Genomic DNA, 25413 nt, shown 5'->3' with positions numbered 1-25413 from the left:
GAAATCACGCCGTTTCCCAATTTTGCCCCATTTCCTTCGGTATCGCTTTTCTCGGGTGAAGGAGAGGGATGAATGACAGCAATCCTGAACGAGATACGCGGTCTCGATGAAAAACTGGAACGCGGGGATTTGACGCGCGAACAATATGCGGCCAGGCGGGCCGCCCTGTTGCAAAGCGTCGAGGTCGCCGAAACAGACTTTGTGGAAACCAGCGCCCCGGTCTGGGCAAAACCACAGCGCACCGGGGGCACCTCTGCGCTTGGGTTCGGGCTGGTGGTTTGCCTGTGCGTCATGGGGCTCAGCATCGGGCTGACCCTGCTGTTTCTGCCGGACCTCAACCTCGCGCTGACACTCGGCGTCACCATTCTGGCCGCCCTCAGCGTCGCGCTGCTGCGCGACATCGAGAAATAGCTGCTAGACCCTTTCAATGATCTTCTCCCCGAAAAGGCCCTGCGGCCGGAACAGCAAAAAGATCAGCGCGAGCATATAGGCAAACCAGTTCTCGGTCGCCCCGCCCAGATAGGGCAGCCCGATCAGGAACTCAAAGAGCTTTTCCCCGACACCGATAATCAGACCCCCGACAATCGCCCCGGGGATCGAGGTGAACCCGCCCAGCATCAGCACCGGAAGCGCCTTGAGCGCGATCAGGCTGAGGGAGAACTGCACACCGGATTTCGCCCCCCACATGATGCCCGCGACAAGCGCCACAAACCCGGCCAGCGACCAGACGAGAATCCAGATGAAATTCAGCGAAACGCCAACCGAAAGCGCCGCCTGATGGTCGTCGGCCACCGCCCGCATGGCGCGCCCCTGCTTGGTGTATTGTGCAAAAAGCACCAGCCCAAGCACCAGCACCGCTGCCACGACAGAGGCCACGATATCCAGGCTGTCGATAAAAAATCCGTAGAATTCCTCATTTCCAAAGCCAAGCCACCGCGTGTTGTCTTCAATCCAGAAGTTACCCCCTTGGGGCAGGCCGACCTCAAGCGTCTTGATGTCTGAGCCCCACATCAGATCCCCCACCCCTTCGAGGAAATAGGCCAGCCCGATGGTCGCCATAAAGAGGATAATCGGCTCCTGCCCGACAAGGTACCTGAAGATATAACGCTGCACGAGCCAGCTAAAGAGCACCATAACCCCCATTGTCAGAACGATCGCCGCCAGCGCGGGCACATTCCAGCCAAAGTAGTGGATTTCGGTGCTGAAAATCGCGTTGATGAGATGCGCAAAGGGCACCTGCCCGTTCATGATCCCGTAGAGCGTCATCGCCGCAAAAAGCGCCATAACCCCTTGGGCGAAGTTGAAAATGCCCGAAGCCTTGTAGATCAGCACGAACCCAAGGGCGACCAGCGCATAAAGCACCCCGGCCATCAACCCGTTGAGAAAGACCTCAATGGTGAAAAGAAGCTGCTCAGGCATCAATACCTCCCCGCTCTGCCGCCGCGGCATATTGATCTCAAATTGCGCGCTTCAATCATGTGCCACCCCCAGATACGCGTCGATCACATCCTGATTGTTGCGCACCTCGTCCGGCGTGCCGTCGCCGATCTTCTTGCCGTAATCCATTACCACCACGCGGTCCGAGAGGTCCATCACCACCCCCATGTCATGCTCGATCAGCGCGATTGTCGTGCCGAACTCGTCGTTCACGTCGAGAACAAAGCGGCTCATGTCCTCCTTTTCCTCGACGTTCATCCCCGCCATCGGCTCATCCAGCAGCAGCAAGGAAGGTTCCGCCGCCAGCGCGCGCGCCAGTTCCACGCGCTTTTTCAAGCCGTATGGCAAGCGTGCGACCGGTGTCTTGCGGATGGCCTGGATCTCCAGAAAATCGATGATCTTTTCGGCAACTTCGCGGTTCGCGGTTTCCTCAGCCTCAGCTTTGCCCCGCCAGATCGCCTGCCGCCAGATGCCGGTATGCATATGGGTCAACCGTCCGGTCATCACATTATCCAGCACCGACATACCTTCAAACAGCGCGATATTCTGAAAGGTCCGCGCGATGCCCTGTCGCGCGATCTCATAGGGCTTCATCGGGGGGCGCCGGCTTCCCTTGTACCAGACCTCACCGTCCTGCGGGACATAGAAACCCGAGATGACATTGAGCATCGAGGATTTGCCCGCCCCATTGGGTCCGATGATCGCCCGGATCTCCCCCTCGCGGATGTCAAAGGAGATGTCCTTGATGGCCTCCACCCCCCCGAACCGCAGGGTGATGTTCTTCATCTCCATGACCACACCGCCGATCTTGCGCCCGTCCGCGGTTGTGTACCCTTCGGTCTGATCAAGCATATCCTGAACTCTCGCAACTCTCGATAAAACGGGATGGTGGGCGGGGCGATGGCGCAGCCGAGCGTCGTCCCATCATTCCGCTGCCATCTTCCGGGAGACCACCTGAACCGCCGCATCCCGCACTTCCAGCGTTGCCGAAATTGACCCCTTGCGCCCGTCTTCATAGGTGACTTCTGTCGTGGTGCTCACGCTTTTAGAGCCATCGTAAAGCGCCGCGATGATATCTGCGTATTTCTCCTCGATGATCCGGCGGCGCACTTTTCGGGTGCGGGTCAGCTCGCCATCATCTGCATCAAGCTCCTTGTGCAGCACCACGAAGCGGTGCACCTGACAGCCCGACAGCATGTCATCCTCGGCCACGGAGGCGTTGACCTCTTCCACGTGGGCCTGAATTGTATCCATCACCTGGGGGTGCCGCGCCAGTTCCTGATAGGACGCATAGCCGATGTTGTTGCGCTCCGCCCAGTTGCCCACGGCCGTCAGATCAATGTTGATAAAGGACGTGCACGCGTCGCGCCCGTTGCCAAAAACCACTGCCTCCAGAATATTGGGGAAAAACTTGAGCTTGTTCTCCACGTATTTTGGCGCAAAGAGCGACCCGTCCGCCATCTGGCCCACGTCCTTGGCCCGGTCGATGATCCGCAGATGGCCCGAGCCTTCCTCGATGAACCCCGCGTCACCCGTCGCCACCCAGCCTTCCGCGTCCTTGGTGTCGGCGGTGCTTTCAGGGTTCTTATAATACTCCACAAAGACACCGGGGCTGCGGTAGAAGACCTCGCCATTTTCCGCGATTTTCAGCTCGACCCCCGGACAGCTCACCCCCACTGTATCAGACCGAACCTCCCCATCAGGTTGCGCGGTGATGAAAACCGTGGCCTCGGTCTGGCCATAAAGCTGTTTGAGGTTGATCCCAAGGGATCGGTAAAAATCGAAAATCTCGGGTCCGATCGCTTCGCCTGCGGTATAGCCCACCCGGATGCGGCTGAAGCCGAGCGTGTTCTTGAGCGGGCCGTAGATCAGAATCTCCCCCAGATTATACTTGAAACGGTCCCACTGGTTGACGCGCCGTCCGTCCAGAATGGCGGGCCCGACTTTGCGGGCATGTGCCATGCACCGGTCAAACAGCCATTTCTTGAACCGTCCTGCGTCCTCCATCCGGATCATCACATTGGTGAGCTGCGTTTCAAACACCCGTGGCGGCGCGAAATAATAAGTCGGCCCGATCTCGCGCAGATCGGTGTGCATCGTCTCCGCACTCTCGGGGCAGTTGGTGCAGAACCCGGTCCACATCGCCTGCCCGACCGAAAAGATGAAATCCCCGACCCAGGCCATCGGCAGATAGGCAAGAACGGAATCGGTCTGGCGCAGGTCGTCAAACTCGGAGGATGACCGGGAGGTTTCGATCACATTGCGGTTGCTCAGAACCACGCCCTTGGGCTTGCCGGTCGTCCCGGAGGTATACAGCATCACGCAGGTGCTGTCGTAGGTCAGCCGCGCCTGACGCGCGGTGATCTCCGGCGTCAGCTCGTCTCGTTTGGCGCGCCCGACATCCTGCACATGGCTGTATTGATGCAGCCGCGCGTGGTCGTATTTGCGCAGACCGCGCGGATCGAGGTAGATCATCTGCTCGAACTCCGGCAGCTGCTCCTGGATTTCGATCACCTTATCGACCTGTTCCTGATCGCCCGCGATCACGAACCGGGCCCCGCAATGGTTCAGCACATAGGCCATCTCTTCGGCTACGGCATCCTGATAAAGCGGCACAGGGACCGCGCCCACCATCTCCGCAGCGATCATCGCCCAGTAAAGCCGAGGCCTGTTCCGCCCGATGACGGCAACGAAATCCCCCTCGCGCGCGCCCAGATCCACAAGCCCCAGTGCCAGCGCTTCGACCTCTTCGAGGGTCTCACGCCAGCTCCAGGATTGCCATATGCCGTACTCTTTCTCGCGATACGCAGGCGCGTCCGCGAACTCACTTGCATTGCGATGCAAAAGCGCCGGGATGGACTGTGGCCCCTCGACGCCTTCCGATTGAGTATTCAATTCTATCCTCCCAGACCTGCTGTTTCCCGGCAGGCGCAGTCATTTTTGACTATCGTTGGGACAACAAAATCAGATTTGGCATCAAGGTCAACTCATTAGTTCAATTTACGCGTGCAATGCGCAGATCACGGCGACAGCAATTGCACCGCGCGCATCAGGACCTGCACCCCGGCAATGAGGTCTTCCTCATGGGTATCTTCCTCGAACGCATGGCTTATTCCGCGTATTGACGGCACAAAGAGCATCGCGACCGGCATCAGCCGGGACAGGTTTGTCGCATCATGGAGCGCGCCCGAAGGCATATGCCGCCACTTGCCGGGGGCAACCTCTGCCGCAGCCTCTGCCAGCGCCGCTTTGAGGCTTGCATCCATCTCAACGGGCTCAAGCCCCAGAAGCGGGCCGAAAGACAGCTCCAGCCCGCGGGTCGCCGCGACCTCCTGTGCCGTTTGGCGGATGATATCCTCCATCCGCTGCAACCGGTCGCTCTGCGCATCCCGCCACTGCATCGAAAAGACGGCCCGGCCCGGCACAATAGAGGAGGCATTTGGATGCAGGCTGACATGACCGATCGTCCACACCGTCTGCGGCGTTACGACATTTCGCAACCGTTCATTTAACGCGGTGTTAAAGGCCGACACAGCCTGAAAGGCATCCCGGCGTAGCGCCATCGGCGTGGTCCCCGCATGATTCTGCTGCCCGTCAAAGGTGATTTTCATATCGCGGATACCAACGATATCGGTCACGACGCCGATCTGCTCGCCAGAGGCATCCAGGGTCGGGCCCTGTTCGATATGCATCTCTATGAACCCTGTGAACCGGGCTGGATCGACGCCCCCCGTGACCAGATCCGCCATCTTGGCCCGCGCTTCCGCGAGGGTCTGCCCCGCGTGATCCGTCAGCTTGTCAGCGGCCCCCTGATCCAGATGGCCGGACCAGACCGCCGACCCGGTGGTCACGCCAAAGCGTCCCTCCTCATCCTGAAACGAAACAACCGACACGGCAGGCCCCCCGACCGCCCGTAACGCCCGCGCCACTTCCAACGCGGCTATGACGCCCAAGGCGCCATCAAGCCAGCCGCCCTCGGGCTGGCTGTCTGAATGCGACCCCAGCAGGATTGATGGCCCATCGGCCAGCCCAAAAACATTGCCCATCGCGTCGATCCGGGCCCGCAGCCCTGCCGCGCGCATCTGCTCTGCCAGCCATTGACGCGCGGCGATATCCGCCGCGCCATAGGCCGGGCGGATCACCCCCTTGCCGACACCACTGGCACCGAAACAACGCAACCTGTTCAGATCATCGAGAAAGCGGGTCGGGTCGATCATGATGTGTCCTCAGGGATTGGCGCACCTGCCCGGTCTCGGGCGCGGCATTCAGAACGTCGGGATGTCACCCGGCGGAATTCAGAACCGCGCCTTTCCAAGGTTATTCAGCAGCGACGGATGTCTCTGCTTTCTCGACCCGAACGGCAGAAAACTTGAACTCCGGGATCTTGCCATAAGGGTCCACGGCGGGGTTGGTCAGGATGTTGGCCGCCGCCTCGACATAGGCAAAGGGCAAAAACACCATATCCGGTGAGACCGCCCGGTCCTCGCGGGCCATGATGGTAATGCTGCCCCGTTTGGTGGTCAGCCTGACGTGCTCACCCGGGGCCACGTCCAGTTTCCGCAAAGTGGAGGGGTGCAGCGAACAATTCGCCTCCGGCTCAAGCCCATCCAGCACCGTGGAGCGCCGCGTCATCGACCCGGTGTGCCAATGTTCCAGCTGCCGCCCGGTGGTCAGCACCATCGGGTATTCGTCATCCGGCACATCATCGGGGGCCACCACGCTGGCGGGGGTAAACCGTGCACGCCCTTCCGGCCGTGGAAAGCCGTCCCCAAAGACGATCGCCTGACCGGGGTCGTCGGGGCTGAGTGACGGGTAGGTCACCGAATTCTGCGCCAACAGCCGGTCCCAGGTGATGTTTTCCAGACTGCGCATGTTGTGTTTCATCTCGGCAAACACCTCCGCGGGGCTTTCATAGCTCCAGCCAAGGCCAAGGCGTTTGGCCAGTTCCACCTCGATCCACCAGTCCTCGCGCGCCTCACCGGGGGGCGGCACGGCGGGGCGACCCATCTGCACCTGCCGATTGGTGTTGGTCACGGTGCCGGTTTTCTCGGCAAAGGCGCTGGCGGGCAGGACCACGTCTGCGTAATTCGCGGTCTCCGTGAGGAATATATCCTGCACCACAAGATGATCGAGCTTGGCCAGCGCATCGCGGGCGTGCACCACATCGGGATCGGACATGGCCGGGTTCTCGCCCAGGATATACATGCCCTTGATCTTGCCCTCGTGGACCGCATCCATGATCTCGGTCACTGTCAGCCCGCGTTCGTTGGAGAAATCCGCCGAGCCCCAGACCTTGGTAAAGGCAGAACGGACAGCGTCGTCCGTGACCGGCTGATAATCCGGCAGGAACATCGGAATGAGGCCCGCGTCGGACGCACCTTGCACATTGTTCTGGCCGCGCAGCGGATGCAGTCCCGATCCGGGTCGCCCGACCTGCCCCGTCATCAGCGCGAGCGAGATCAGGCAGCGCGAATTATCCGTCCCGTGAATGTGCTGGCTGATGCCCATGCCCCAGAAGATCATCGCCGCCTTGGCCCCCGCGAAGGTGCGGGCCACATCGCGCAGGGTCTCGGCATCGATGCCGCAAATCCCGGCCATGGCCTCGGGGCTGAAATCAGCCAGATGCGCCTTCTCCGCCTCCCAGTTTTCGGTGTAGGCGTCAATATACTGCTGATCATAAAGGCCTTCCTCCACAATCGTGTGCATGATCGCATTCAGCATCGACACATCCGCACCGGGACGGAATTGCAGCATGTGGCTGGCAAAGCGCTTGAGCGCCTGACCGCGCGGGTCCATGACAATCAGCTTGCCACCGCGTTTGGTGAACTGCTTGAAGAAGGTCGCCGCCACGGGGTGGTTCTCAATCGGATTGGCGCCGATCACGATTGCCACATCGGCGTTTTCAATCTCGTTGAAGGTCGCGGTCACCGCGCCCGATCCGACGTTTTCCATCAGGGCGGCAACGGAGGAGGCGTGGCAGAGCCGCGTGCAGTGATCGACATTGTTATGACCAAAGCCCTGCCGGATCAGCTTCTGAAAGAGATAGGCTTCTTCATTCGTGCATTTGGCCGAGCCGAAGCCCGCAATCTCGCGCCCGCGCCCCTTCATGCCAGCGGCGGCAAAATCCAGTGCTTCGTCCCAGGAAGCCTCGCGGAAATGCGTCTGCCAATTGCCGGGATCGACGTTCAGCCCCTTGGCAGGCGCATCCTCGCGCCGGATCAGCGGCTTGGTCAGGCGGTGCGGGTGGTGGATGAAATCGAAGCCGAACCGGCCTTTCACACACAAACGACCCTCATTTGCCGGACCGTTGATCCCCTCGACATATTTGACCTTGCCGTCCTTGACCTTGAGCGACACCTGGCAGCCAACGCCGCAGAAGGGGCAGATGCTCTCGACCTCCTTGTCGTAATCCGCGCTGTCGCCCACCTGGTTGTCGTCGACCACGGTTGACGGCATCAGGGCCCCCGTCGGGCACGCCTGCACGCATTCGCCACAGGCCACGCAGGTGCTGTCGCCCATGGGGTCGGCAAAATCAAAGGTCGGGTAGGCATCGTGCCCGCGGCCTGCCATCCCGATCACATCGTTGACCTGCACCTCGCGGCAGGCACGCACGCACAGACCACACTGGATGCAGGCATCGAGATTGACGCTCATCGCCACATGGCTGTCGTCAAGCAGCGGGATGCGCCCCTCTTCGAGCTTGGGAAAGCGGCTCTCTTCCACGCCGTTCAGCGCGGCCATGTCCCACAGATGGCTGGATTTGTCGTGGGCGACGGCCCGTTCAGGCTGATCAGCCAACAGCATCTCGACCACCATCTTGCGGGCGTTCTCGGCGCGGGCGGAGTTGGTGGTCACCACCATGCCGTCGCTGGGCTCGCGAATGCAGGAGGCCGCCAGCGTACGCTCGCCCTCGATCTCGACCATGCAGGCGCGACAGTTGCCATCCGGGCGGTAACCCGGCGCGGGCTTGTGGCACAGATGCGGGATCACCAGGCCCCGACCGTTGGCCACCTCCCAGATCGTGGCCCCGGCCTCGGCCTGAACTTCCTTGCCGTCCAGTGTGAATGTGATCGTCTCGCCCATCGCGCCGTACTCCTGAGTTTCGCAAGACTATAAGGAAGAACGGCCCCCGCAAGGAGTCCCAATCCCGACACACGGTACCGGATTTGCGCCACCCGCGTTTCCGATACGCGACGACTGTTTTCTGTTCAAAAGGCGCAAGGCGCGGTCGGCGGCTCTTTCCCCCGGGCGGCCCCTCGCCTAGTAAGGAGCCAAACGACCAGAAAGCAGTCATGTCCCATATTACCCTTATCCGCCACGGTCAGGCAAATTCAGGTGCCACGGACGAGCAAAGCTACGACAGGCTCAGTGCGCTGGGGCACCAGCAATCCGCCTGGCTTGGCGCGCATTTACGCACGCAAAACCAACACCATGCCCGGCTCTTTACCGGCACGCTGCGGCGTCACGTGGAAACGGCTGACGCCATGGACATGGGCATGCCCGTCACGCAGGACGCCCGCCTCAACGAGCTTCAGTACCTCACGATGGCGCGCGCGATGGAGGAGGAGCACGGCGTGCCCTTTCCAATGGATCAAGCGTCCTTCACCGCGCATCTGCCGCAGCTTTTCGCGGCCTGGCAGCGCGACGAGATTGCAGGGGCCCCGGAACGTTTCCATGATTTCGAGGCGCGCATCTCTGATGTCTTGGCCGAGATCAGGGCGGGCGACGGTCCCGCGCTTGTGGTCACCTCGGGCGGGCTGATTTCCTGCACCATGCGCCAGGTGCTCAGGCTCGATATCTCTGCGATGGCACAACTGGCGCTGGCCATCTACAACACCTCGCAGCACAGGCTCTTTCCCATCGGGGGTCAGCTCTCGCCGACGATGTTCAATGCGATCCCGCATCTCGAAGATCCCAGCCGCCACCACGCCCAGACCCACGTTTGAAAGGACGACATCATGCGCCTCTACTACGCCCCGGGCACGATCTCTGTTGCCGTTGCCATTGCCCTGCACGAGGCCGGGCTGGAGTTTGAGCCCGTGCTCGTCAGTTTCAAGGAAGCGGCCCAGACCAAGCCCGACTTTCTGGCCGTCAACCCCAAAGGCCGCGTCCCGACACTTGAGATCAGCGGCACCTATCTGACCGAAACCGGTGCCTTGCTGGACTATATCGCTGCAATCGCGCCGGACGCAGGCCTTGTACCCGCAGATCCGCTGGAAGCCGCCCATATGCGCAGCGTGATGTATTACCTCGCCTCCACCATGCATGTGAACCATGCGCACGGCAGGCGCGGCAGCCGCTGGGCCGATGCGCCCGAAAGCCATGCCGACATGGCGGCAAAGGTACCGCACACCATGGCCGAGAGCGCGCGCTATGTTCAAAACCACTGCCTGCGGGGCCCCTTCGTCATGGGCGCGGGGTTTTCCATCGCGGACCCCTATCTCTTTATGCTGTGCAGCTGGCTGACGGGCGATGGGGTCGAGCTGGCCGATTTCCCCCGCATCGCCGCCTATCTGGAACGCATGCGCGCCCGCGCCTCTGTGCGGGCGGTGACCGATCAGGGGATGCTGCCGGCATGACACATCTTTGGGTCCGCGCCGAGCAACGCCAGAATGAAACCCGCGTGGGCCTGACGCCGCAAGGCGCGCGACACCTGCTGAACGCAGGGTTCAGGGTCTCGGTCGAGCAAAGCCCCACGCGCGTCATCAAGGATGCGGACTACGCCGCGGCTGGCTGCGAGATGGTGGCGCAGAACAGCTGGCCGCAAGCCCCCCGGGACGCGGTGATCTTCGGCCTCAAGGAATTGCCCGAGGACACCACCCCTCTGCCGCATCGTCACATCATGTTCGGTCATGCGTTCAAAGGACAACCCTCGGGGCTGCGTCTGCTGCGGCGTTTCAGGGAAGGGGGCGGCACGCTGCTGGACCTTGAGTATCTGACAGATGAAACCGGTCGCCGGGTTGCTGCCTTTGGCTACTGGGCCGGCTACGCGGGAGCCGCCGTGGCGTTGAAGTGTTGGGCGGCCCAGCAGGCAGGCGATATCGCAGGCCCGGTGGGCGCGTATCAAAGCGCGACCCATTTGCTGAGCGATTTGCAAGGTGATCTGGTCGCAACCGGCGCGCACCGCCCCAACGCACTGATCGTCGGCGCATTGGGGCGTGTGGGCACCGGCGTGGCAAATCTCTGCACCGCGATGGGGGTGGCCTGCACCAAATGGGACATGGCCGAGACCGCACAAGGCGGCCCCTTTCCGCAGGTGCTCGCGCATGATCTGTTTTTCAACTGCGTTCTGGCGCGTCCGGGCACACCCGTTTTCGTCCCGGCGGACAGCGCTGTGACCCCCCGAAGGCTGAGCGTCATCGGGGATATCGCCTGCGACCCGGACAGTGATTTTTCACCGATCAAAGTATATGATCGCACAACGACCTGGCAAAACCCGGCCCTGCGTGTGCATGACACACCCGTCCTGGATGTCAGCGCGATCGACAACCTTCCGTCGATGCTGCCGCTGGAAAGCAGTGAGGACTATGCCGCGCAACTGTTGCCAACGCTCCTGAGCCTTAAGCAAGAGGCAGCGGTATGGCAGCGCGCCCGCGCCGCGTTCGAAAAACACCGCGACCGGCTTTGAGCGCTCAGGAGAAAATCCGGTAGTAAAGCCAGTCGGGCAGGAACTGGCTGCCCCGAAACACCAGCGAGAACAGCGTCGGAAAGCTCTTTTTGAAACGGGTGCTGTTCATGTGCTGAAACATCACCTCCGCGGCTTGCTCCGGCTCCATGATGAAAGGCATCTTGAAATCGTTCTTCTCGGTCAGCTGGGTCTTGATAAAGCCCGGATTGGCCACCTGCACGTCAACGCCGGTCTGGCGCAAATCGGCATACATGCATTCCGCCAGCGACATCGTCCCCGCCTTGGACGCCGTATACCCGATAGAGCCGGGCAACCCGCGAAAGCCGGTCAGGCTGCTGGTGATGACCACATGGCCTGCGTCCCGCGTAACGAATTGCGGCACGACCCGCCCCATGACCCGCATCAATCCGGTAAAATTGATGTCGGCCATGGCATTGGCTTCCTCCGCGTTCCAGTCCTGCGCCCCGAAGGGCCAATAGACACCCGCCAGAAATACGACACCGTCGATCTGTCCGATCGCCTCTGCGGCGGCAATGACGCTCTTGTCGTCCGAGACGTTCACTGTCTGGTAAGATCCCGCGCCCGGCAGGCTTTCAACAACCGCGCGCAGCTTGTCCTCGGAGCGTGCCGAGACGATCACATGGGCGCCCGCCTTGCTCATCCGGCGGGCCAGAGCCGCCCCCAGACCGTCGCTGGCCCCCACGAGCCAATAGCGCTTTCCCTGCCACTTGCGCATCAGGTCTCCTTGGGGCGCATGGTCGCGACAAGCTCCGCCACCTTGATCCCGAACTTTCGGAATTGCGACCGGTTCATGATGGTCCCGTTGGGCGTCAGATACATCCAGTCCACGGTGTTGAGCACATGCCCGCCGGACGCTTCGGGCAGGCGGATGTCATAGCGCAACAACACTGATGACCCCGATTGTCGGCCCTCACCCACCCCCACGACGTCCGGTGCCCTGGCCCGAATCCTGCCGTTGTCCTGCAACGTCAGGTGCCACTCGCGATCCTGAACGCTGCCGTCGTCATAGACGAACCGCTCTTTCATGATGCCGGTGTTACCCTCCCACGTGGCGTCAAAATCAGCGACAAACCGGCTGCTGACCCGGCCAAGCGGCCCGTAGATCACACCTTCGCACAGGATCGGGCCGTTCAGATGCTGCCGGACATCAAAGGTCGGGTTCTCGTCTTCGTAGTCTTCGGGCTTCTGCGCCTTGAACCCCCAAAGGCTCTTGCGCACCCATACAAGCCCCAACGCAAGGGCCGCGCCCAGCAAGACATAGATCCAGCCACTCATTTTCAGGCCTCCTTCAAGTCGGTCATCGCCAAGAGGGCGATGGCAATCAGCTTCAACGCACAGGGCACGGCCGCATAGAGCAGCGTCAGCAGTTCCAGCGCTTCCGGCGGGTTTTCCGTCGACCCGCTCTGGAACCCCGCAGTTTCCAGCATCGGCAACAGCGAGACCGCGGCAAAGGCCAGTGTCAGCTTTGAGACAAAGGACCAAAGACCAAACCCCTCGGACGCGGAGGGCGATATCCGCGCCATGCGAGAGGCGAAAATCGCCGGCAACAACGTCAGGTCGGCCCCCAAGGTCGCCCCGGACGCCACGCAGATCACCGCAAAGAGCACCCAATCCCCCGGGCCGAGTGTTAAGGTAAGTGCGAAAGCCGCGATGGCCAGCACCATGGCCGTTAAAAGCACATTGCGCGGCCCAAAGCGTTCGGCCAAAGCGCCCCAGAAAGGGGCTGCAACAGCGGCTGACAGGAAAAAGATCAACAGCAGCGGCCCCTCAAAACCGGGTGCCTCCAACCGGCTTTCGACAAAGAACAGAAAGAGGGTCGAACTAACAGCAACAGGGGCCGCATTGACCATGGCGATCAATAGCAATCTTCGCGCCAAGGGGTCCCGCAGGACGGCGCTGAAACCGGTTGAGGGCGCAAGGCCGCGCGTGCTCCATTCCGGGTTCATCGCCCAGAGCGCAGCCAGCGTCAGAACGGCAAACCCCACAGCGAACCCGGCAAAAGGCGCCTGCATCACCGCCCCAAGAGCCACGGGGGCAACCGAGGCGATGCAAACCCCGGCCAAGGCCCCGCTTTCCCGCCAGCGTGCCAGTCGCAGATGCCCCTGCCCGGACAGATCGTCCGCTTTGATGACGCCCTGGGCATAAAAATTGATTGTCAGAAAGCTGAAGGCCGAAAAGACAAAGGTCAGCGACAGGCCGAACCACACCAACGGCGATGTCATCGGCGGGATCGCAAAAAGCGCCAGCATCGCTGTCGCCATCACGATGCAGCCTACTGACACTGCCAGCCCACGCCGGTCGCGTGTGCGCTCCGCCAGCCGCCCCAGCAGCGGGTCCTGCACAACATCCAAGAGCCGCAACCCGAACAGCACCGCCCCAAGGGCGGCGAGTGAGACCCCGAATTCATCCACGTAGAATTTCGGCGCGTGGATATAGATCGGAAGGCCCGCGGCGGCCAAGAGGGCCGCAAAAAGCGAATAGGCCGGAAGACGCTGGGCGGCTTGCATCAGCGGGAAACTTCTTTTGTGGGTGCCTTGGGCCGCGTGCGGTAAATCGCCCCTTTGAGCCAGAGCTTGAACGCTTGCCAATGGATCAGAGCGAGCACCCGGCGCGCGCCAAACGGACGGCGCAGCACGGCGCGCAAGATCGACCGGTTGGTCAGTGGTTTGCGCGGCCCTGTCAGGGTGGCGATCAGACCGCCGTCGGGGCGGGCGTAATCGATCCAGATGCCGATACGCGTCGCATTGATATCAAATCGAAAGCTGTATCCCCCCTCTACCGGCTGGAACGGAGAAACGTGGAAAATCTTTGTCGCCTTGAGCGTATCCGTCGGAAGGATCGGACGTTTGTCAGGATGCGCACACAGATAGCTATGGCGGTCCCCGAAAGTATTGGAGACCTCGGCAATCACGGTCACAAGCGCGCCATCCTTGCGTCGGCAGAGCCAAAAGCTGACCGGGTTAAAGACATGGCCAAGCACGCGGGGCTGGGCCAGCAGCTCTATCTTTTCCACATCGCGGATCTGGTGCTGCTCCAACACGTCACGAACCCAGGCAGCCCCCCGCCCCTGGCCCGGCGCGCCGCCGTGATCGCGGTCTGACAGACCCGTGAGCCCTCTGCCGTTGCGTGCAAACAGACGGGGCGTGCGCAGCTTTGCCTCCGCATCCAGCAGCACATAGTCAACCGAGTAGCGGAAGGCGTTGGTCACCGCCCCCTTGCGACCATGATAGGTCAGCCCCGCGATATGATCGACCTTTGCGCTCACTCCGCCGCTACCACCACATGTTCTGCCTGCCGCAGGGCGCGGACCACATCCACCGCACTGGACAAGCCGTCCTCATGAAAGCCGTTTTTCATCCAGGCCCCGCAGAACCAGGTTTTGCGGATCCCATTAAATGCCGCCACGTGTTTTTGCGCCGCCAGAGCCGCCAGATCATAGACCGGATGGCGCAGCGTGACCTGATCGTAGATCAACTCTTCGCGGATCGTGCGCTTGGTATTGAGGGTCACGAAATGCGGGTCATCCTTTGGAATCGGTTGCAGCGAGTTCATCCAGTAGGTCAGATCAATACGGTCGGACTGCGCATCGCGATCTTCGGTGTAGACCCAGCTTGCCCAGGTCTTTTTGTTTTTCGGCATGATGCTTTCATCCGCGTGCAGCACGATATCGTTCGGCTGGTAGGCAATAGCGCCCAAAGCGTCCCGCTCCTGTTGCGACGGATCACTCAAAAGCTTTAGAGAATCGTCTGAATGGGTGGCAAAAATGACATGGTCAAATATCTCTTCTTCTCCCCCCCAGGCCCGGACAAATACCTTGCCCGCATCGCGTCGTACCGACTGCACAGGTGCCCCAAGACGCAGATCCACGCCCAACCCCTGCAAAGCGGTCTCCAGACGTTGGACATATTGGGTGGAACCGCCCTGCACCGTGTACCACTGGTGCTGACCCGTAGCATTCAGCAGCGCATGGTTTTCAAAGAAACGGATCATGGCGTAGGCCGGGAAATCCATGATCTTCTCAACCGGCGTTGACCAGATCGCCCCCGAGAGAGGAAGCAGGTAGTACTTCCGAAACCAGTCTCCGGTTCTCATCTTGGCCAGAAAATCCCCCAAGGTCAGGCTTTCGTCCTGCGCCACGCGCAGCGCCTGTTTGTTGAACTTAAGAATGTCGCGCACCATGCCCAGAAACGCCGGCGTCAGAGCGTTGCGGCGCTGTGCAAAAAGCGCGTCAAGCGAGGTCAGCGCGTATTCCAGCTCCCCTCCGTTGATGGAGGCTCCAAAGCTCATGTTCGACTTTACGACCGGCACGTTCAACGCGTCGAAAAGCGCGGCCATATAAGGGTAGTTGGCGTAGTTGAAGACGATGAACCCTGTGTCCACCGGCTGGTCCCCGTTCTTTCCGGCCATCTTCGTCCGGGCGTGGCCACCCAGCCTCGGTTCCGCCTCAAAGAGCGTCACGTGATGGGTTTTGCCCAGCATATGCGCGGCACCCATTCCCGTAATCCCGCCGCCAATCACGGCAACCTTGGTGGCGTCTGCGTCAGGGCGGTGCGCCGGCAGATCCCCCACCGTCAAAGCTTCGAATGGCATAAGTATTGTCCCGGAATTCCAGTATCGTGTGCGAGGGTATACGCCTCTTGCTAACGAATGGATGCGTTGGAAACAAAACTATTTTTAGTGATCCAACCCTGTACCGTCAGCGTATTAGGACTATGAATGCGACTCTCCATATCGAAAGAAAGCCTGCGGCTGCCTTAGGGCTCACGAATATGGCTATAGTGAATTGTGCGAAAGACACGAAAGCAGGGCGAGGCCAAGTGACGTCTAAAGAAGGCTCAAAGAGGATGTTGTGGGTAACGCACATGACGCGCATCCGAGACCACCAGGACCGCGCCGCGTTTGCAGAACTGTTTGCTCATTTTGCACCGCGGGTGAAAGGGTTTCTGATTAAATCAGGGGCCGATGCGACTTTGGCCGAGGAATGCACACAGGACGTAATGGCAGCTCTGTGGCACAAATCGCATCAGTTCGACCCGACACGCGCGTCCGTCGCGACATGGATTTTCACCATTGCCCGGAACCGCAAGATCGACCTTTTGCGGCGGCAACGCAGACCAGAGCCAGAAGACCTGACCTGGGGTCCCGAAGCGGAACCGGATCAGGAAGACGTCCTGACATTACAACAAGAAACGGAAATCCTGGGCAGCGCGCTTGACGCATTGCCGCCCGCCCAGAGGGAGCTGATAGACAAGGCGTATTTCGGAGACCTGACTCATAGTGAAATCGCCGCGCAAACCGGTCTGCCGCTTGGCACGATCAAATCAAGGATCAGATTGGCGTTGGAGAGACTGCGCCACGCAATGAAATGATAGAGTGATGACTGATACGATTAACCACCACCTGAATGATGCCGTGCTGATGGCCTATTCTGCCGGCACCTTACCCGAAGCCTTCAACCTGCTGGTCGCGTCCCATCTGTCGCTTTGTGACACCTGCCGTGCGGCTGCCGAAAGCTATGATGCCCTGGGCGGCGAGCTTCTGGAGCAACGCTGCGAAGCGCAGGTTTCCGGGATAAGCTTGTCCAACACGCTGGATCTGATCGATGGCGGCGCGGTCGATATCCGTGTCGAACCGGCAAAGATGGCGCCCGGTGTGCTGCCCCAGCCTTTGCGTGACTACGTGGGGGGGGATCTGGACAGCGTGAAGTGGAAGCCGATCGGCATGGGCGTCAAACAGGCGATCCTGCCGACATCCAATACGGCATCCGCGCGGCTGCTGCTGATCCCGGCGGGCACCGCAATGCCGGATCACGGCCACCATGGCACCGAGATGACAATGGTGCTGCAAGGCGCGTTTCAGGATGATGACGGCTACTTCGCCCGCGGCGATGTGGAAATCGCGGACAGCGACCTGCATCATACCCCGGTGGCGGATATCCATGAGGATTGCATCTGCCTGGCCGTGGCGGACGCGCCGCTTCAATTTGACCGGCTGCTGCCAAGGATCGCCCAGCGTTTTCTGCGTATTTGACGCGTCAGAGCCTCACTTCGAAAGGCGCAAGGCGGGGCCAGTCAAAGGCCACGCCGATCCCTGCATCGTCCGGGGCAACCGCGCGGGCATTTTCGACCACCAGGGGACGAGTCGTATAGTGATCAATGGGAAAGCTATGGACTTCGATCCACCCCGCATGCGGTTGCGCGGAAACGAGGCTCACATGAAGCTCCTGCATGCCGTGTGAACAGATGGCAATGCCCGTGTCACGCGTCAGATCAGCGACCTGTAGCCACCCGGTGATGCCACCACAATTGGACGCGTCGGGCTGGATGAACCCAAGATCGCTTTGCGCAACAGCCATCTGGAATTCATGGATCGTGTGCAGGTTTTCGCCCTGAGCCACAGCCATGCCCGTGGCCTTCGCAATCTCCGCATACCCCGGATAATCGTCGGGGAGGATGGGTTCTTCGAACCACAGGATATCCTGATCCTTTACAGCATTGGCCAGTTGGATGGCCTCAGCAACGCTAAGTGAGTAATTGGCATCGATCATAAAGCTCGCCTCGGGGCCAATCTGCCCGCGCACGGCTTTGATCCGGGCGATGTCATCGGCCATATCAGGTTGTCCAACCTTGATCTTGACCGCCGCAAGCCCGGCATCAAGGTACCCTTGCACATGCGCCAATAGCTTGGGCAGCGGAAAGGCCAGATCAATCCCGCCGCCATAGGCCTTACAGGTCTTCGACGCAGCACCCGCCATCTGCCACAAAGGCTGTCCCAACGCCTGTCCGCGCAGGTCCCACAAAGCGATATCAATGGCCGAAATCGCAAAGCTGAGGATTCCGCCGCGCCCCACGTAGTGCATGTGGTCCTGCATCGCCTCATAGAGCGCTTCGATATCCTCCGCCGCCTGTCCCACCAGAAACGGCGCAAGGTCATGGGTCATCATCGCGGCCGTCGCATGTCCTCCCCGCCCGCCATTATAGGTGTAGCCCGTGGCCGCGCGTCCATCCTCAAGCGTTACAGTCGCCGTGATCAGGTGGAAATGGCTGTGCGCCCCGTGCTTGGCGTCCACCAGCACTTCGTCCAGCGGCACATTGAACAGCCGCGCTTTGACCGAGGCAATCCGGGTCACAGGCTCACATATCCGCGCATTCCGGCACCGGGGTGAGCACCGTGCCCTCCTTGAGATGCTGGAGCAGGTTGTCCACCGTCAGCGCCCCCATGGCGGCACGCGTCTCAACCGTGCCGCTACCCACATGCGGCAAGAGCACCACATTTTCGAGTTTGCGCAGCGCTTCGGGCACGTGGGGCTCTGCCTCAAAAACATCGAGCCCCGCCCACCCCAGACGCCCGTCCTGCAAGGCGGCAATCATCGCCGCTTCATCGACCACCGACCCGCGACTGACGTTGATCAGCGTGCCTTGCGGCCCCAGCGCGTCCATCACGTCACGGTTCACGATCTTGTTCGTCGACGGCCCGCCCGGCGTGATGCAGATCAGCGTATCCACGTCCCGTGCCATCTCGGTCAGATCAGCGTAATATTTGTACGCCACATCTTTGGGGCTGCGCGAGTGATACACAATCGTCGTGCCCCAGGGCGCGAGCTTGTCCGCAATCGCCTGACCGATCCGCCCAAGGCCCAGAATACCAACGGTCTGATTGTCAACAGAGCGGGTCAGCGGCGCGTTGCCCTTTGCCTCCCAGTTGCCGGAGCGGACCCAGGCATCGTCGCGCAGTAACTCGCGGTAACAGGCCATCATCAGCATCACCGCTGTGGTCGCCACCTCTGCGTTCAGGACATTGGGGGTATGGGTCACCACAATGCCGCGCGCCTTGGCAGCCGCCACGTCGATCGCGTCATATCCGACACCGTAGCAGCTTATCATCTTGAGGTTCGGAAGGGCCGCCATAACGTCGGCCGGCACCCCCGCATGACCGTTGGTGGCCACATGGGTGATCGCCTCTGCAGGGTAGCCGCCACCCTCAAGCTTGTGGATGGTAAAGGCCGCCTCAAGCCTTTCACGCATCACATCTGTCACGCCCCCGATCTGCAAAAGGTCAGCCATTCATGCGTCCTCCGTCACGGTCTGGCGCTGATGGCCCAGACCTTCGATGGTCAGCTCCATCACGTCGCCTTTCTTGAGGTACATGGGCTGAGGCTTCATCCCCATGCCAACGCCTGGCGGTGTCCCCGTGGTGATGACATCACCCGGATGCAGGGTCATCAGTGAGGACAGGTGTTCGATGATCTCCGCCACCGTGAAGATCATGGTGGCTGTGTTACCGGTCTGCTTGCGATTGCCGTTCACGTCAAGGCTCATCGCCAGCTTTTGCGGATCCGGCACCTCATCACGGGTGACCAGCCACGGCCCTGTCGGCCCGAAGGTATCGCAGGATTTGCCCTTGGTCCACTGACCGGTCAGTTGGGTCTGGAAGAACCGCTCGCTGACATCATTGACCACGCAATAGCCCGCAACATGATCCAGCGCGTTTTGCTTGCTGACATACTTGGCAGTCGTGCCGATCACCACGCCGAGTTCGACTTCCCAATCCGTATGGGTCGAGCCCCGCGGCATGGAGACGTCATCGTTCGGCCCCACCACGGCAGAGGTCGCCTTGAAGAAAAGAATTGGATGTTTGGGGATCTCCGCACCGGTTTCTGCCGCGTGATCGGAATAGTTCAGACCGATGCAAAGGAATTTGCCGATATTGCCGACGCAAGCGCCGATCCTCGGATCGCCGTCAACCGCGGGCAGGCTCGCTGGGTCAATGGCGCGCAGCCTGTCCAGCGCTGCATCCGACAAAACCTCTCCCGCGATATCCTCCACATGGGCCGAGAGATCGCGCAGCGTTCCGTCCGCATCCAGCATTCCGGGTTTTTCTGCGCCCAAAGCGCCATAACGTACTAGTTTCATGTGGTTGTCCTCAGTGGTTGTCGCGCCTTTGGCGCACCGGTGGTATAAGCGCCAAAGGCGCTTGATGGTGGCGCGGAACGCGCGTTAGTGATTATCACGCGGCATGAACCGGCGAGAGATGTCCTGGTACTTGTCAGCATCCTCAAGGATCATGCCCTCGTCGAACCGCCCGACCTTCTCGCGGAAATACTGCTGCCAGGGCGACTGGCTTTCGGGCGCGTCATAGCCGCCTGCCGCCTCGAAAGCGCGCGCCCGTTCGGCCAGCTCATCCAACGGCACCAGCATGTCCGCCGTGCATTTCTTCAGATCAATCCGCACGGTATCGCCGTTCTGCAAAAGCGCAAGACCGCCGCCCGCTGCTGCCTCTGGCGACGCGTTCAGGATTGACGGGCTGCCGGATGTGCCCGATTGCCGCCCGTCGCCGACACAGGGCAGCGCCTCGACCCCCTTTTTCAGCAGGTAGGAGGGCGGGCGCATATTCACCACCTCCGCCCCACCGGGATAGCCCTTTGGGCCCGCCCCACGCATGAAGAGCACACAGTTTTCATCGATGTTTTCCGCCGGATCGTCGATCCGGTGATGGAAATCCTCCGGTCCGTCGAACACGACGGCACGGCCCTCAAAGGCCATTGGATCGTCAGGGTTCGACAGGTACTTGGCACGGAAACTTTTGCTGATCACGCTGGTCTTCATGATCGCGCTGTCAAAGAGGTTGCCTGTGAGATTTATGAACCCCGCCTGCTCTTTCAAAGGCGCCGACACCGGTTTGATGACCTTGGTGTCCTCGCTGCGGTGCGCGGCGCAGTTTTCACCCATGGTCTTACCGTTGACCGTCATGGCGTCCGGGTGCGGCAGCAGACCCTCTGCAAGCAACTCGCCAACGACCGCCGGCACACCGCCCGCGCGCTGATAGTCCTCGCCCAGATACTCTCCGGCAGGCTGCAAATTGACCAGCAGCGGGACATCGTGGCCGTGTTTCTGCCAGTCATTGTTGTCCAGCGGCACGCCCAGATGCCGCGCAATCCCGTTGAGGTGAATGGGTGCGTTGGTCGATCCGCCAATGGCGGAGTTGATAACGATTGTATTCTCGAACGCCTCCCGCGTCATGATGTCGGAGGGACGCAGGTCTTCCCAGACCATCTCGACAATCCGCCGCCCGGTCTCATAGCTGATCTGGCCCCGCTCGCGGTAGGGTGCGGGGATTGCAGCGGACCCCGGCAATTGCATGCCCAGGGCTTCGGCCAGCGAATTCATCGTCGTGGCCGTGCCCATCGTATTACAATAGCCCACCGAGGGCGCCGAAGACGCCACAAGCTCCATGAAGCCGTCATCGTCGATCTCACCCGCGGCCAGCATCTCGCGCGCTTTCCAGACGATGGTGCCGGAGCCCGTCCGCTCCCCCCGGAACCACCCGTTCAGCATCGGCCCGACCGACAAAGCGATGGCGGGGATGTTCACCGTCGCCGCCGCCATCAGCAGGGCAGGCGTGGTCTTGTCACAGCCGATGTTCAGCACCACGCCGTCGAGCGGATAGCCAAAGAGCGTCTCCACCAGCGAGAGATAGGCCAGGTTCCGATCCAGCATCGCGGTAGGTCGCTTGCCGGTCTCCTGAATGGGATGGACCGGGACTTCGATGCAGGTCCCGCCTGCCGCGATGATCCCGTCGCGCACCCGCTTGGTGAGCTCCAGATGATGCCGGTTACAGGGGCTCAGATCACTGCCCGTCTGCGCGATCCCGATGATCGGCTTGCCCGATTGCAGCTCCGCCCGTGTCAGCCCGTAATTCAGGTACCGCTCCAGATAGAGCGCCGTCATCTCCGGGTTATCGGGGTTCATGAACCACTTGCGCGACCGCAGGTCTTCTATTCCTATTTTCTTTGTCCCAGAATGTGTCACTGTCCTGACCAGCCTCCGTCGATGATATGGGGGTGTCCCGTGGTAAAGGCGCTCTCGTCACTTGCAAGATAAACAACGAGGGCGGCGATTTCTTCGGCAGTGGCCACGCGGCCCATGGGTTGGCGGGATACAAACTGCTTCATTGCGTCTTCCTTGCTGCCAAGTTCCTTGCCCAGGGCATCTACCCTGTCGTGCCAGCTGGGGCTTTCCACGGTGCCGGGGCAGATCGCATTGCACCGGATGCCCTGTGCGACATAATCCACAGCCACCGATTTCGTCAAACCGATGACCGCCGCCTTGGTCGTGCCGTAGATGAACCTGTTGGGCGCGCCGATCACGGAGGAGCAGGCCGACGACATATTGATGATCGAGCCGCTTTGACGCGCCAGCATGCCGGGCAGAGCGGCCTGGATCGTCCGCATCATGGAGCGCACATTCAGGTCGAATGCAAAGTCCCATTCCTCCGGTGTCGCCTCCAGAATAGCACCGTGATGCACGAACCCCGCGCAGTTGAACAGGACATCAGGTTGGGCGCGGGCGACCCCCTCCGCCACGCTGGTATCGCTCCGGGCATCAAGTTCGAAAATTTCTATATTTTCGTGATTCGCACCCCGAATCGTTGAAAGCGCTTCAAGGTTTATGTCCGTCGCAAAGACCTGAGCCCCCGCCTCGGCCATGGCAAGCGCACTGGCCCGTCCAATCCCCTGACCCGCTGCGGTCACCAACGCGCGCTTTCCGCTAAGCCTATGCCCTGTCATGATATTTTCTCCCTCTATCAGTAGGGGTGCCTTCTCTCGATCAACTGCAAAACACTGACCGACGGGACACAATTCCTACTGACATCATCAAAAAACCACCGGACGGGCTGGTCCAATGGCTGGTTTACGTTAGCGTAAGACAGCGCGGCGGCTTTGACCACCGCTTTGAAATACTGAACGCAAAAGGAACCGTCTGACCATGACGCAAGCTCGCAAAATCACCCTGATCGGTACCGGCCTGATGGGCATTCCGATGTCTCGCAACTTGCTGAAGGCCGGGCACGACCTGACCGTCTGGAACCGTACGGTCGAACGCGCAGCACCGCTGGCAGCCGACGGGGCACGAATTGCGCAGAACGAGGTCGATGCCGTCCGGGGGGCGGAATTCATCATCACCATGCTCTCGGACGGCTTTGCCTCCGGGGCGCTGGTCGACAACCCGGAGGTTCAGGCGGCTCTTGCCCCCGGCGCGATCTGGATCGACATGTCGAGCACCAAGCCAGAGCATGCGCGCGCCCAGTCCGCCACGTTGAAAGCCCTCGGGTTTGGCCATCTGGATGCGCCCGTATCGGGCGGCACAAAAGGGGCGGAAGCGGGCACGCTGGCGATCATGGCAGGGGGCGCGGCTGAGACCTTTGACGCCGCCCGTGCGATCCTTGAGGCGATGGGCAGACCGGTGCATGTCGGCCCCTCGGGCACCGGACAGCTGTCAAAGCTGGCCAATCAGACAATCGTTGCCGTGACCATTTCCGCCGTCGCCGAAGCCATGCTGCTGGTGGCGCAGGGCGGCGCTGATCCGGCGGCGGTGCGGGCGGCTCTCAAAGGCGGTTTTGCCGACAGCACGATCCTGCAACAACATGGCGCGCGCATGACCGAAGGGGATTTTGAACCCGGCGGGCTGACCAAATTCCAGATCAAGGATTTGAACAACACGCTGGATGAGGCCGCCGGGATGGGTCTGACCCTGCCGGCAACACAGACCGTGCGCGACAGGTTTCAGCACTTCAGCGATGCCATGGGCGGTGCTGAGAAAGACCATTCCGGCCTCTATCTGGAACTGAAAGCGCGCAACGGTCTGCCCACATGACACGGGCTCTGATCCTGGGCGGCGGCGGGATGATTGGTCAGAAACTGGCGCATCGTCTCGCAACCGGCGAACTGAAAGGCTATCCCGACCTCGACGTCACCTTGTGTGATAGGGGCTTTCCCGCGCCCGGCGCACCCGGACGCCAGATCACAGGCAGCGTGACGGATGCAGGCCTGCTGACGAAGCTCGCAGCGCAGCGGTTTGACGTGATTTTCCATCTTGCCGCCATCGTCTCCGGCGAGGCCGAAGCCGATTTCGACAAGGGGTGGCAGGTCAACATGATGTCGATGTGGCATCTGCTGGAGGCGTTGCGGGCAGAACATCTCAAGACCTCCGGCGCTTACGTGCCCCGCCTTGTGTTCACCTCCTCGATCGCCGTCTTTGGCGGGCCCTATCCCGACAAGATCGACGATGAATTCCTCTCCGCCCCGCAGACCAGCTATGGCGCACAAAAAGCAGCGTGCGAGTTGATGCTGTCGGATTTCAGCCGCAAGGGGTTTGTCGATGGGCTCTCTCTTCGGCTGCCAACGATCTGCGTGCGACCGGGCAAACCCAATCTGGCGGCCTCGTCGTTTTTTTCAGGCATCATCCGCGAACCCCTGAATGGGGAGCAGGCAATCCTGCCGGTGCCGGATACAGTCCGCCATTGGCACGCCTCGCCCAAATCGGCCACGGGGTTTCTCTGTCACGCGGCCGCGCTGGACACGGACCTGTTGGAAGGGCGGCGCGCGCTCAATCTGCCCGGCTTCAGCTGCACCGTCGCCGAACAGATCGAGGCGCTGCGACGCATTGCAGGCCAGGACGCGGTGGACCGCATTCAGGCCCGCCCCGACCCCGACATCATGCGGATCGTTCAGGGCTGGCCGCGGAATTTCGCGCCCGCGCGCGCCATTGATCTGGGCTTCAAAGCGGAAAGCAGCTTTGAAGAGATCATCGAAACCTACATCGCGGACGATCTGGCCAGGTGAGGATCCTGCGTGCGGTTTTCAGGGTCCAGATGCCGTTTTAGATGATCGTTGATTTTCTGCCGGGTCAGCGCCTCATCCCCATCCAGCGCCGCGACCAGAATCTCGTAATGGTGCTGGATGTTGTTGGAGATGAAATCAAAGCTGCGATCCGCAACCATCAGCTGCTGCCGAAACCGGCGGTAGATTTGCAGATGCATGGATTTTAGCGTGTCTGAACCGCATGACGAAATCAGCGTCTGGTGAAACTCCAGTTCTGCATTGAACCAGAGCGGCACCATGGGCGAGGTGTCTTCTGCGGCATGAATACGCTTTTCGATATGGCTCAGTTTATGATGCGCGGCGGTCAGGCGAGCCTCCCACGCGACCCCGCCATAGCGGATCGACAGCGCCGTGCCTTCGGCTTCCAGCAACACGCGCAGATGCGTCAGCTCTGCAAGAAGCTCTGCGGACTTCTCGGGCACACGAAAACCGCGCTGCTCCTGAAAATCGACCAGCCCTTCGGTCGACAACCGAAACAGAGCCTCCCGCACGGTGCTGGCGGAACAATCATAGTCCCGCCTTAGCTGCTCTGCGCGCAGTTTGTCACCATGGTCAAAAGAGTTTGAAATGAGACGGTGCTGCAGATGTGAATAGATGTCCGGCTCTTGTGTCATGCCCACTCCGACAGAATCTCCTGAGCTTACCATCAAAATTTCGTTACTCCACA

At 60.9% G+C, this 25413-nt stretch carries 24 protein-coding genes; 8 read left to right on the top strand and 16 right to left on the bottom strand.

Going from position 1 to position 25413, the window contains the following annotated elements:
* Positions 1-72 precede the first annotated feature (72 nt).
* A complete protein-coding gene (locus H7847_RS13630) occupies positions 73-411 on the top strand; it encodes an SHOCT domain-containing protein (protein WP_227270027.1) in 339 nt (112 codons plus the stop codon).
* Between the two features lie 3 nt (positions 412-414).
* On the opposite strand, the gene H7847_RS13625 is transcribed toward H7847_RS13630, so the two are convergent.
* From H7847_RS13625 to fdhF, 5 genes are all read right to left on the bottom strand, one after another.
* On the bottom strand, positions 415-1419 hold the full coding sequence (locus tag H7847_RS13625; RefSeq protein ID WP_227270026.1) for a branched-chain amino acid ABC transporter permease: 1005 nt from the start codon (positions 1417-1419) through the stop codon (positions 415-417).
* Positions 1420-1470: 51 nt separating this feature from the next.
* Entirely contained in the window at positions 1471-2289 is an 819-nt protein-coding gene (locus H7847_RS13620) for an ABC transporter ATP-binding protein (protein WP_227270025.1), read from the bottom strand.
* Positions 2290-2361: 72 nt separating this feature from the next.
* Positions 2362-4332 carry an AMP-binding protein gene (locus tag H7847_RS13615; RefSeq protein WP_227270024.1) on the bottom strand — a complete coding sequence of 657 codons (1971 nt, stop codon included), beginning with the start codon at positions 4330-4332 and terminating at the stop codon, positions 2362-2364.
* A gap of 125 nt (positions 4333-4457) precedes the next feature.
* Complete coding sequence (locus H7847_RS13610; protein WP_264479566.1) at positions 4458-5654, bottom strand: Zn-dependent hydrolase; 1197 nt, start codon at positions 5652-5654, stop codon at positions 4458-4460.
* A gap of 100 nt (positions 5655-5754) precedes the next feature.
* Positions 5755-8520, bottom strand: a complete 2766-nt coding sequence (gene fdhF / locus H7847_RS13605) for a formate dehydrogenase subunit alpha (RefSeq protein ID WP_227270023.1) — start codon at positions 8518-8520, stop codon at positions 5755-5757.
* 209 nt (positions 8521-8729) lie between these two features.
* Between fdhF and H7847_RS13600 the strand changes: the two genes are divergently transcribed.
* Genes H7847_RS13600 through H7847_RS13590 form a run of 3 tightly spaced genes read left to right on the top strand, consistent with a single transcriptional unit; the run spans position 8730 to position 11065 of the window.
* Positions 8730-9383 carry a histidine phosphatase family protein gene (locus tag H7847_RS13600; RefSeq protein ID WP_227270022.1) on the top strand — a complete coding sequence of 218 codons (654 nt, stop codon included), beginning with the start codon at positions 8730-8732 and terminating at the stop codon, positions 9381-9383.
* A gap of 12 nt (positions 9384-9395) precedes the next feature.
* Positions 9396-10016: a glutathione S-transferase family protein gene (locus tag H7847_RS13595; RefSeq protein WP_227270021.1), complete on the top strand. Its 621-nt coding sequence runs from the start codon at positions 9396-9398 to the stop codon at positions 10014-10016.
* Entirely contained in the window at positions 10013-11065 is a 1053-nt protein-coding gene (locus H7847_RS13590) for a saccharopine dehydrogenase (protein ID WP_227270020.1), read from the top strand. The genes H7847_RS13595 and H7847_RS13590 overlap by 4 nt, the downstream gene beginning before the upstream one ends.
* Before the next feature lie 4 nt (positions 11066-11069).
* Here the strand turns inward: H7847_RS13590 and H7847_RS13585 are convergent, their stop codons facing one another.
* The 5 genes from H7847_RS13585 to H7847_RS13565 are packed head-to-tail and all read right to left on the bottom strand — an operon-like array spanning position 11070 to position 15676.
* Positions 11070-11801: an SDR family NAD(P)-dependent oxidoreductase gene (locus H7847_RS13585; protein WP_227270019.1), complete on the bottom strand. Its 732-nt coding sequence runs from the start codon at positions 11799-11801 to the stop codon at positions 11070-11072.
* Positions 11801-12361, bottom strand: coding sequence for a DUF3833 domain-containing protein (locus H7847_RS13580; protein WP_227270018.1), 561 nt, complete (start codon positions 12359-12361; stop codon positions 11801-11803). Before H7847_RS13580 ends, H7847_RS13585 begins: the two co-directional genes overlap by 1 nt.
* 2 nt (positions 12362-12363) lie before the next feature.
* Positions 12364-13593 carry an MFS transporter gene (locus H7847_RS13575; RefSeq protein ID WP_227270017.1) on the bottom strand — a complete coding sequence of 410 codons (1230 nt, stop codon included), beginning with the start codon at positions 13591-13593 and terminating at the stop codon, positions 12364-12366.
* Positions 13593-14351, bottom strand: a complete 759-nt coding sequence (locus H7847_RS13570; protein ID WP_227270016.1) for a DUF1365 domain-containing protein — start codon at positions 14349-14351, stop codon at positions 13593-13595. The genes H7847_RS13575 and H7847_RS13570 overlap by 1 nt, the downstream gene beginning before the upstream one ends.
* Positions 14348-15676, bottom strand: a complete 1329-nt coding sequence (locus H7847_RS13565; RefSeq protein WP_227270015.1) for an NAD(P)/FAD-dependent oxidoreductase — start codon at positions 15674-15676, stop codon at positions 14348-14350. Before H7847_RS13565 ends, H7847_RS13570 begins: the two co-directional genes overlap by 4 nt.
* 254 nt (positions 15677-15930) lie before the next feature.
* Between H7847_RS13565 and H7847_RS13560 the strand changes: the two genes are divergently transcribed.
* Positions 15931-16455: a sigma-70 family RNA polymerase sigma factor gene (locus tag H7847_RS13560; protein ID WP_227270058.1), complete on the top strand. Its 525-nt coding sequence runs from the start codon at positions 15931-15933 to the stop codon at positions 16453-16455.
* Positions 16456-16462: 7 nt separating this feature from the next.
* Complete coding sequence (locus H7847_RS13555; RefSeq protein WP_227270014.1) at positions 16463-17116, top strand: ChrR family anti-sigma-E factor; 654 nt, start codon at positions 16463-16465, stop codon at positions 17114-17116.
* Between the two features lie 4 nt (positions 17117-17120).
* On the opposite strand, the gene H7847_RS13550 is transcribed toward H7847_RS13555, so the two are convergent.
* From H7847_RS13550 to H7847_RS13530, 5 genes are all read right to left on the bottom strand, one after another.
* Positions 17121-18215: a mandelate racemase/muconate lactonizing enzyme family protein gene (locus tag H7847_RS13550; RefSeq protein ID WP_227270013.1), complete on the bottom strand. Its 1095-nt coding sequence runs from the start codon at positions 18213-18215 to the stop codon at positions 17121-17123.
* Positions 18216-18219: 4 nt separating this feature from the next.
* Positions 18220-19149 (bottom strand): 2-hydroxyacid dehydrogenase, encoded by a 930-nt coding sequence (locus H7847_RS13545; protein ID WP_227270012.1) that lies wholly within the window; start codon positions 19147-19149, stop codon positions 18220-18222.
* On the bottom strand, positions 19150-19998 hold the full coding sequence (locus H7847_RS13540; RefSeq protein WP_227270011.1) for a fumarylacetoacetate hydrolase family protein: 849 nt from the start codon (positions 19996-19998) through the stop codon (positions 19150-19152). It lies immediately after the preceding gene.
* Positions 19999-20082: 84 nt separating this feature from the next.
* Positions 20083-21894 (bottom strand): IlvD/Edd family dehydratase, encoded by a 1812-nt coding sequence (locus H7847_RS13535; protein ID WP_227270010.1) that lies wholly within the window; start codon positions 21892-21894, stop codon positions 20083-20085.
* A complete protein-coding gene (locus H7847_RS13530) occupies positions 21891-22652 on the bottom strand; it encodes an SDR family oxidoreductase (RefSeq protein WP_227270009.1) in 762 nt (253 codons plus the stop codon). Before H7847_RS13530 ends, H7847_RS13535 begins: the two co-directional genes overlap by 4 nt.
* A gap of 199 nt (positions 22653-22851) precedes the next feature.
* Between H7847_RS13530 and H7847_RS13525 the strand changes: the two genes are divergently transcribed.
* Both H7847_RS13525 and denD read left to right on the top strand, forming a co-directional pair.
* On the top strand, positions 22852-23739 hold the full coding sequence (locus H7847_RS13525) for an NAD(P)-dependent oxidoreductase (RefSeq protein WP_227270008.1): 888 nt from the start codon (positions 22852-22854) through the stop codon (positions 23737-23739).
* Positions 23736-24707, top strand: a complete 972-nt coding sequence (gene denD, locus H7847_RS13520) for a D-erythronate dehydrogenase (protein ID WP_227270007.1) — start codon at positions 23736-23738, stop codon at positions 24705-24707. The genes H7847_RS13525 and denD overlap by 4 nt, the downstream gene beginning before the upstream one ends.
* Here denD and H7847_RS13515 read toward each other — a convergent pair.
* A complete protein-coding gene (locus tag H7847_RS13515) occupies positions 24680-25360 on the bottom strand; it encodes a GntR family transcriptional regulator (protein ID WP_227270006.1) in 681 nt (226 codons plus the stop codon). The genes denD and H7847_RS13515 overlap by 28 nt on opposite strands.
* Between the last annotated feature and the right edge of the window lie 53 nt (positions 25361-25413).

It is taken from the genome of Roseobacter weihaiensis, from assembly GCF_020622345.1.
Classification (GTDB): domain Bacteria; phylum Pseudomonadota; class Alphaproteobacteria; order Rhodobacterales; family Rhodobacteraceae; genus Roseobacter; species Roseobacter weihaiensis.
The sequence above is the reverse complement of the archived record's forward strand: the minus strand, read 5'-3'. Positions and strand labels throughout refer to the sequence as shown.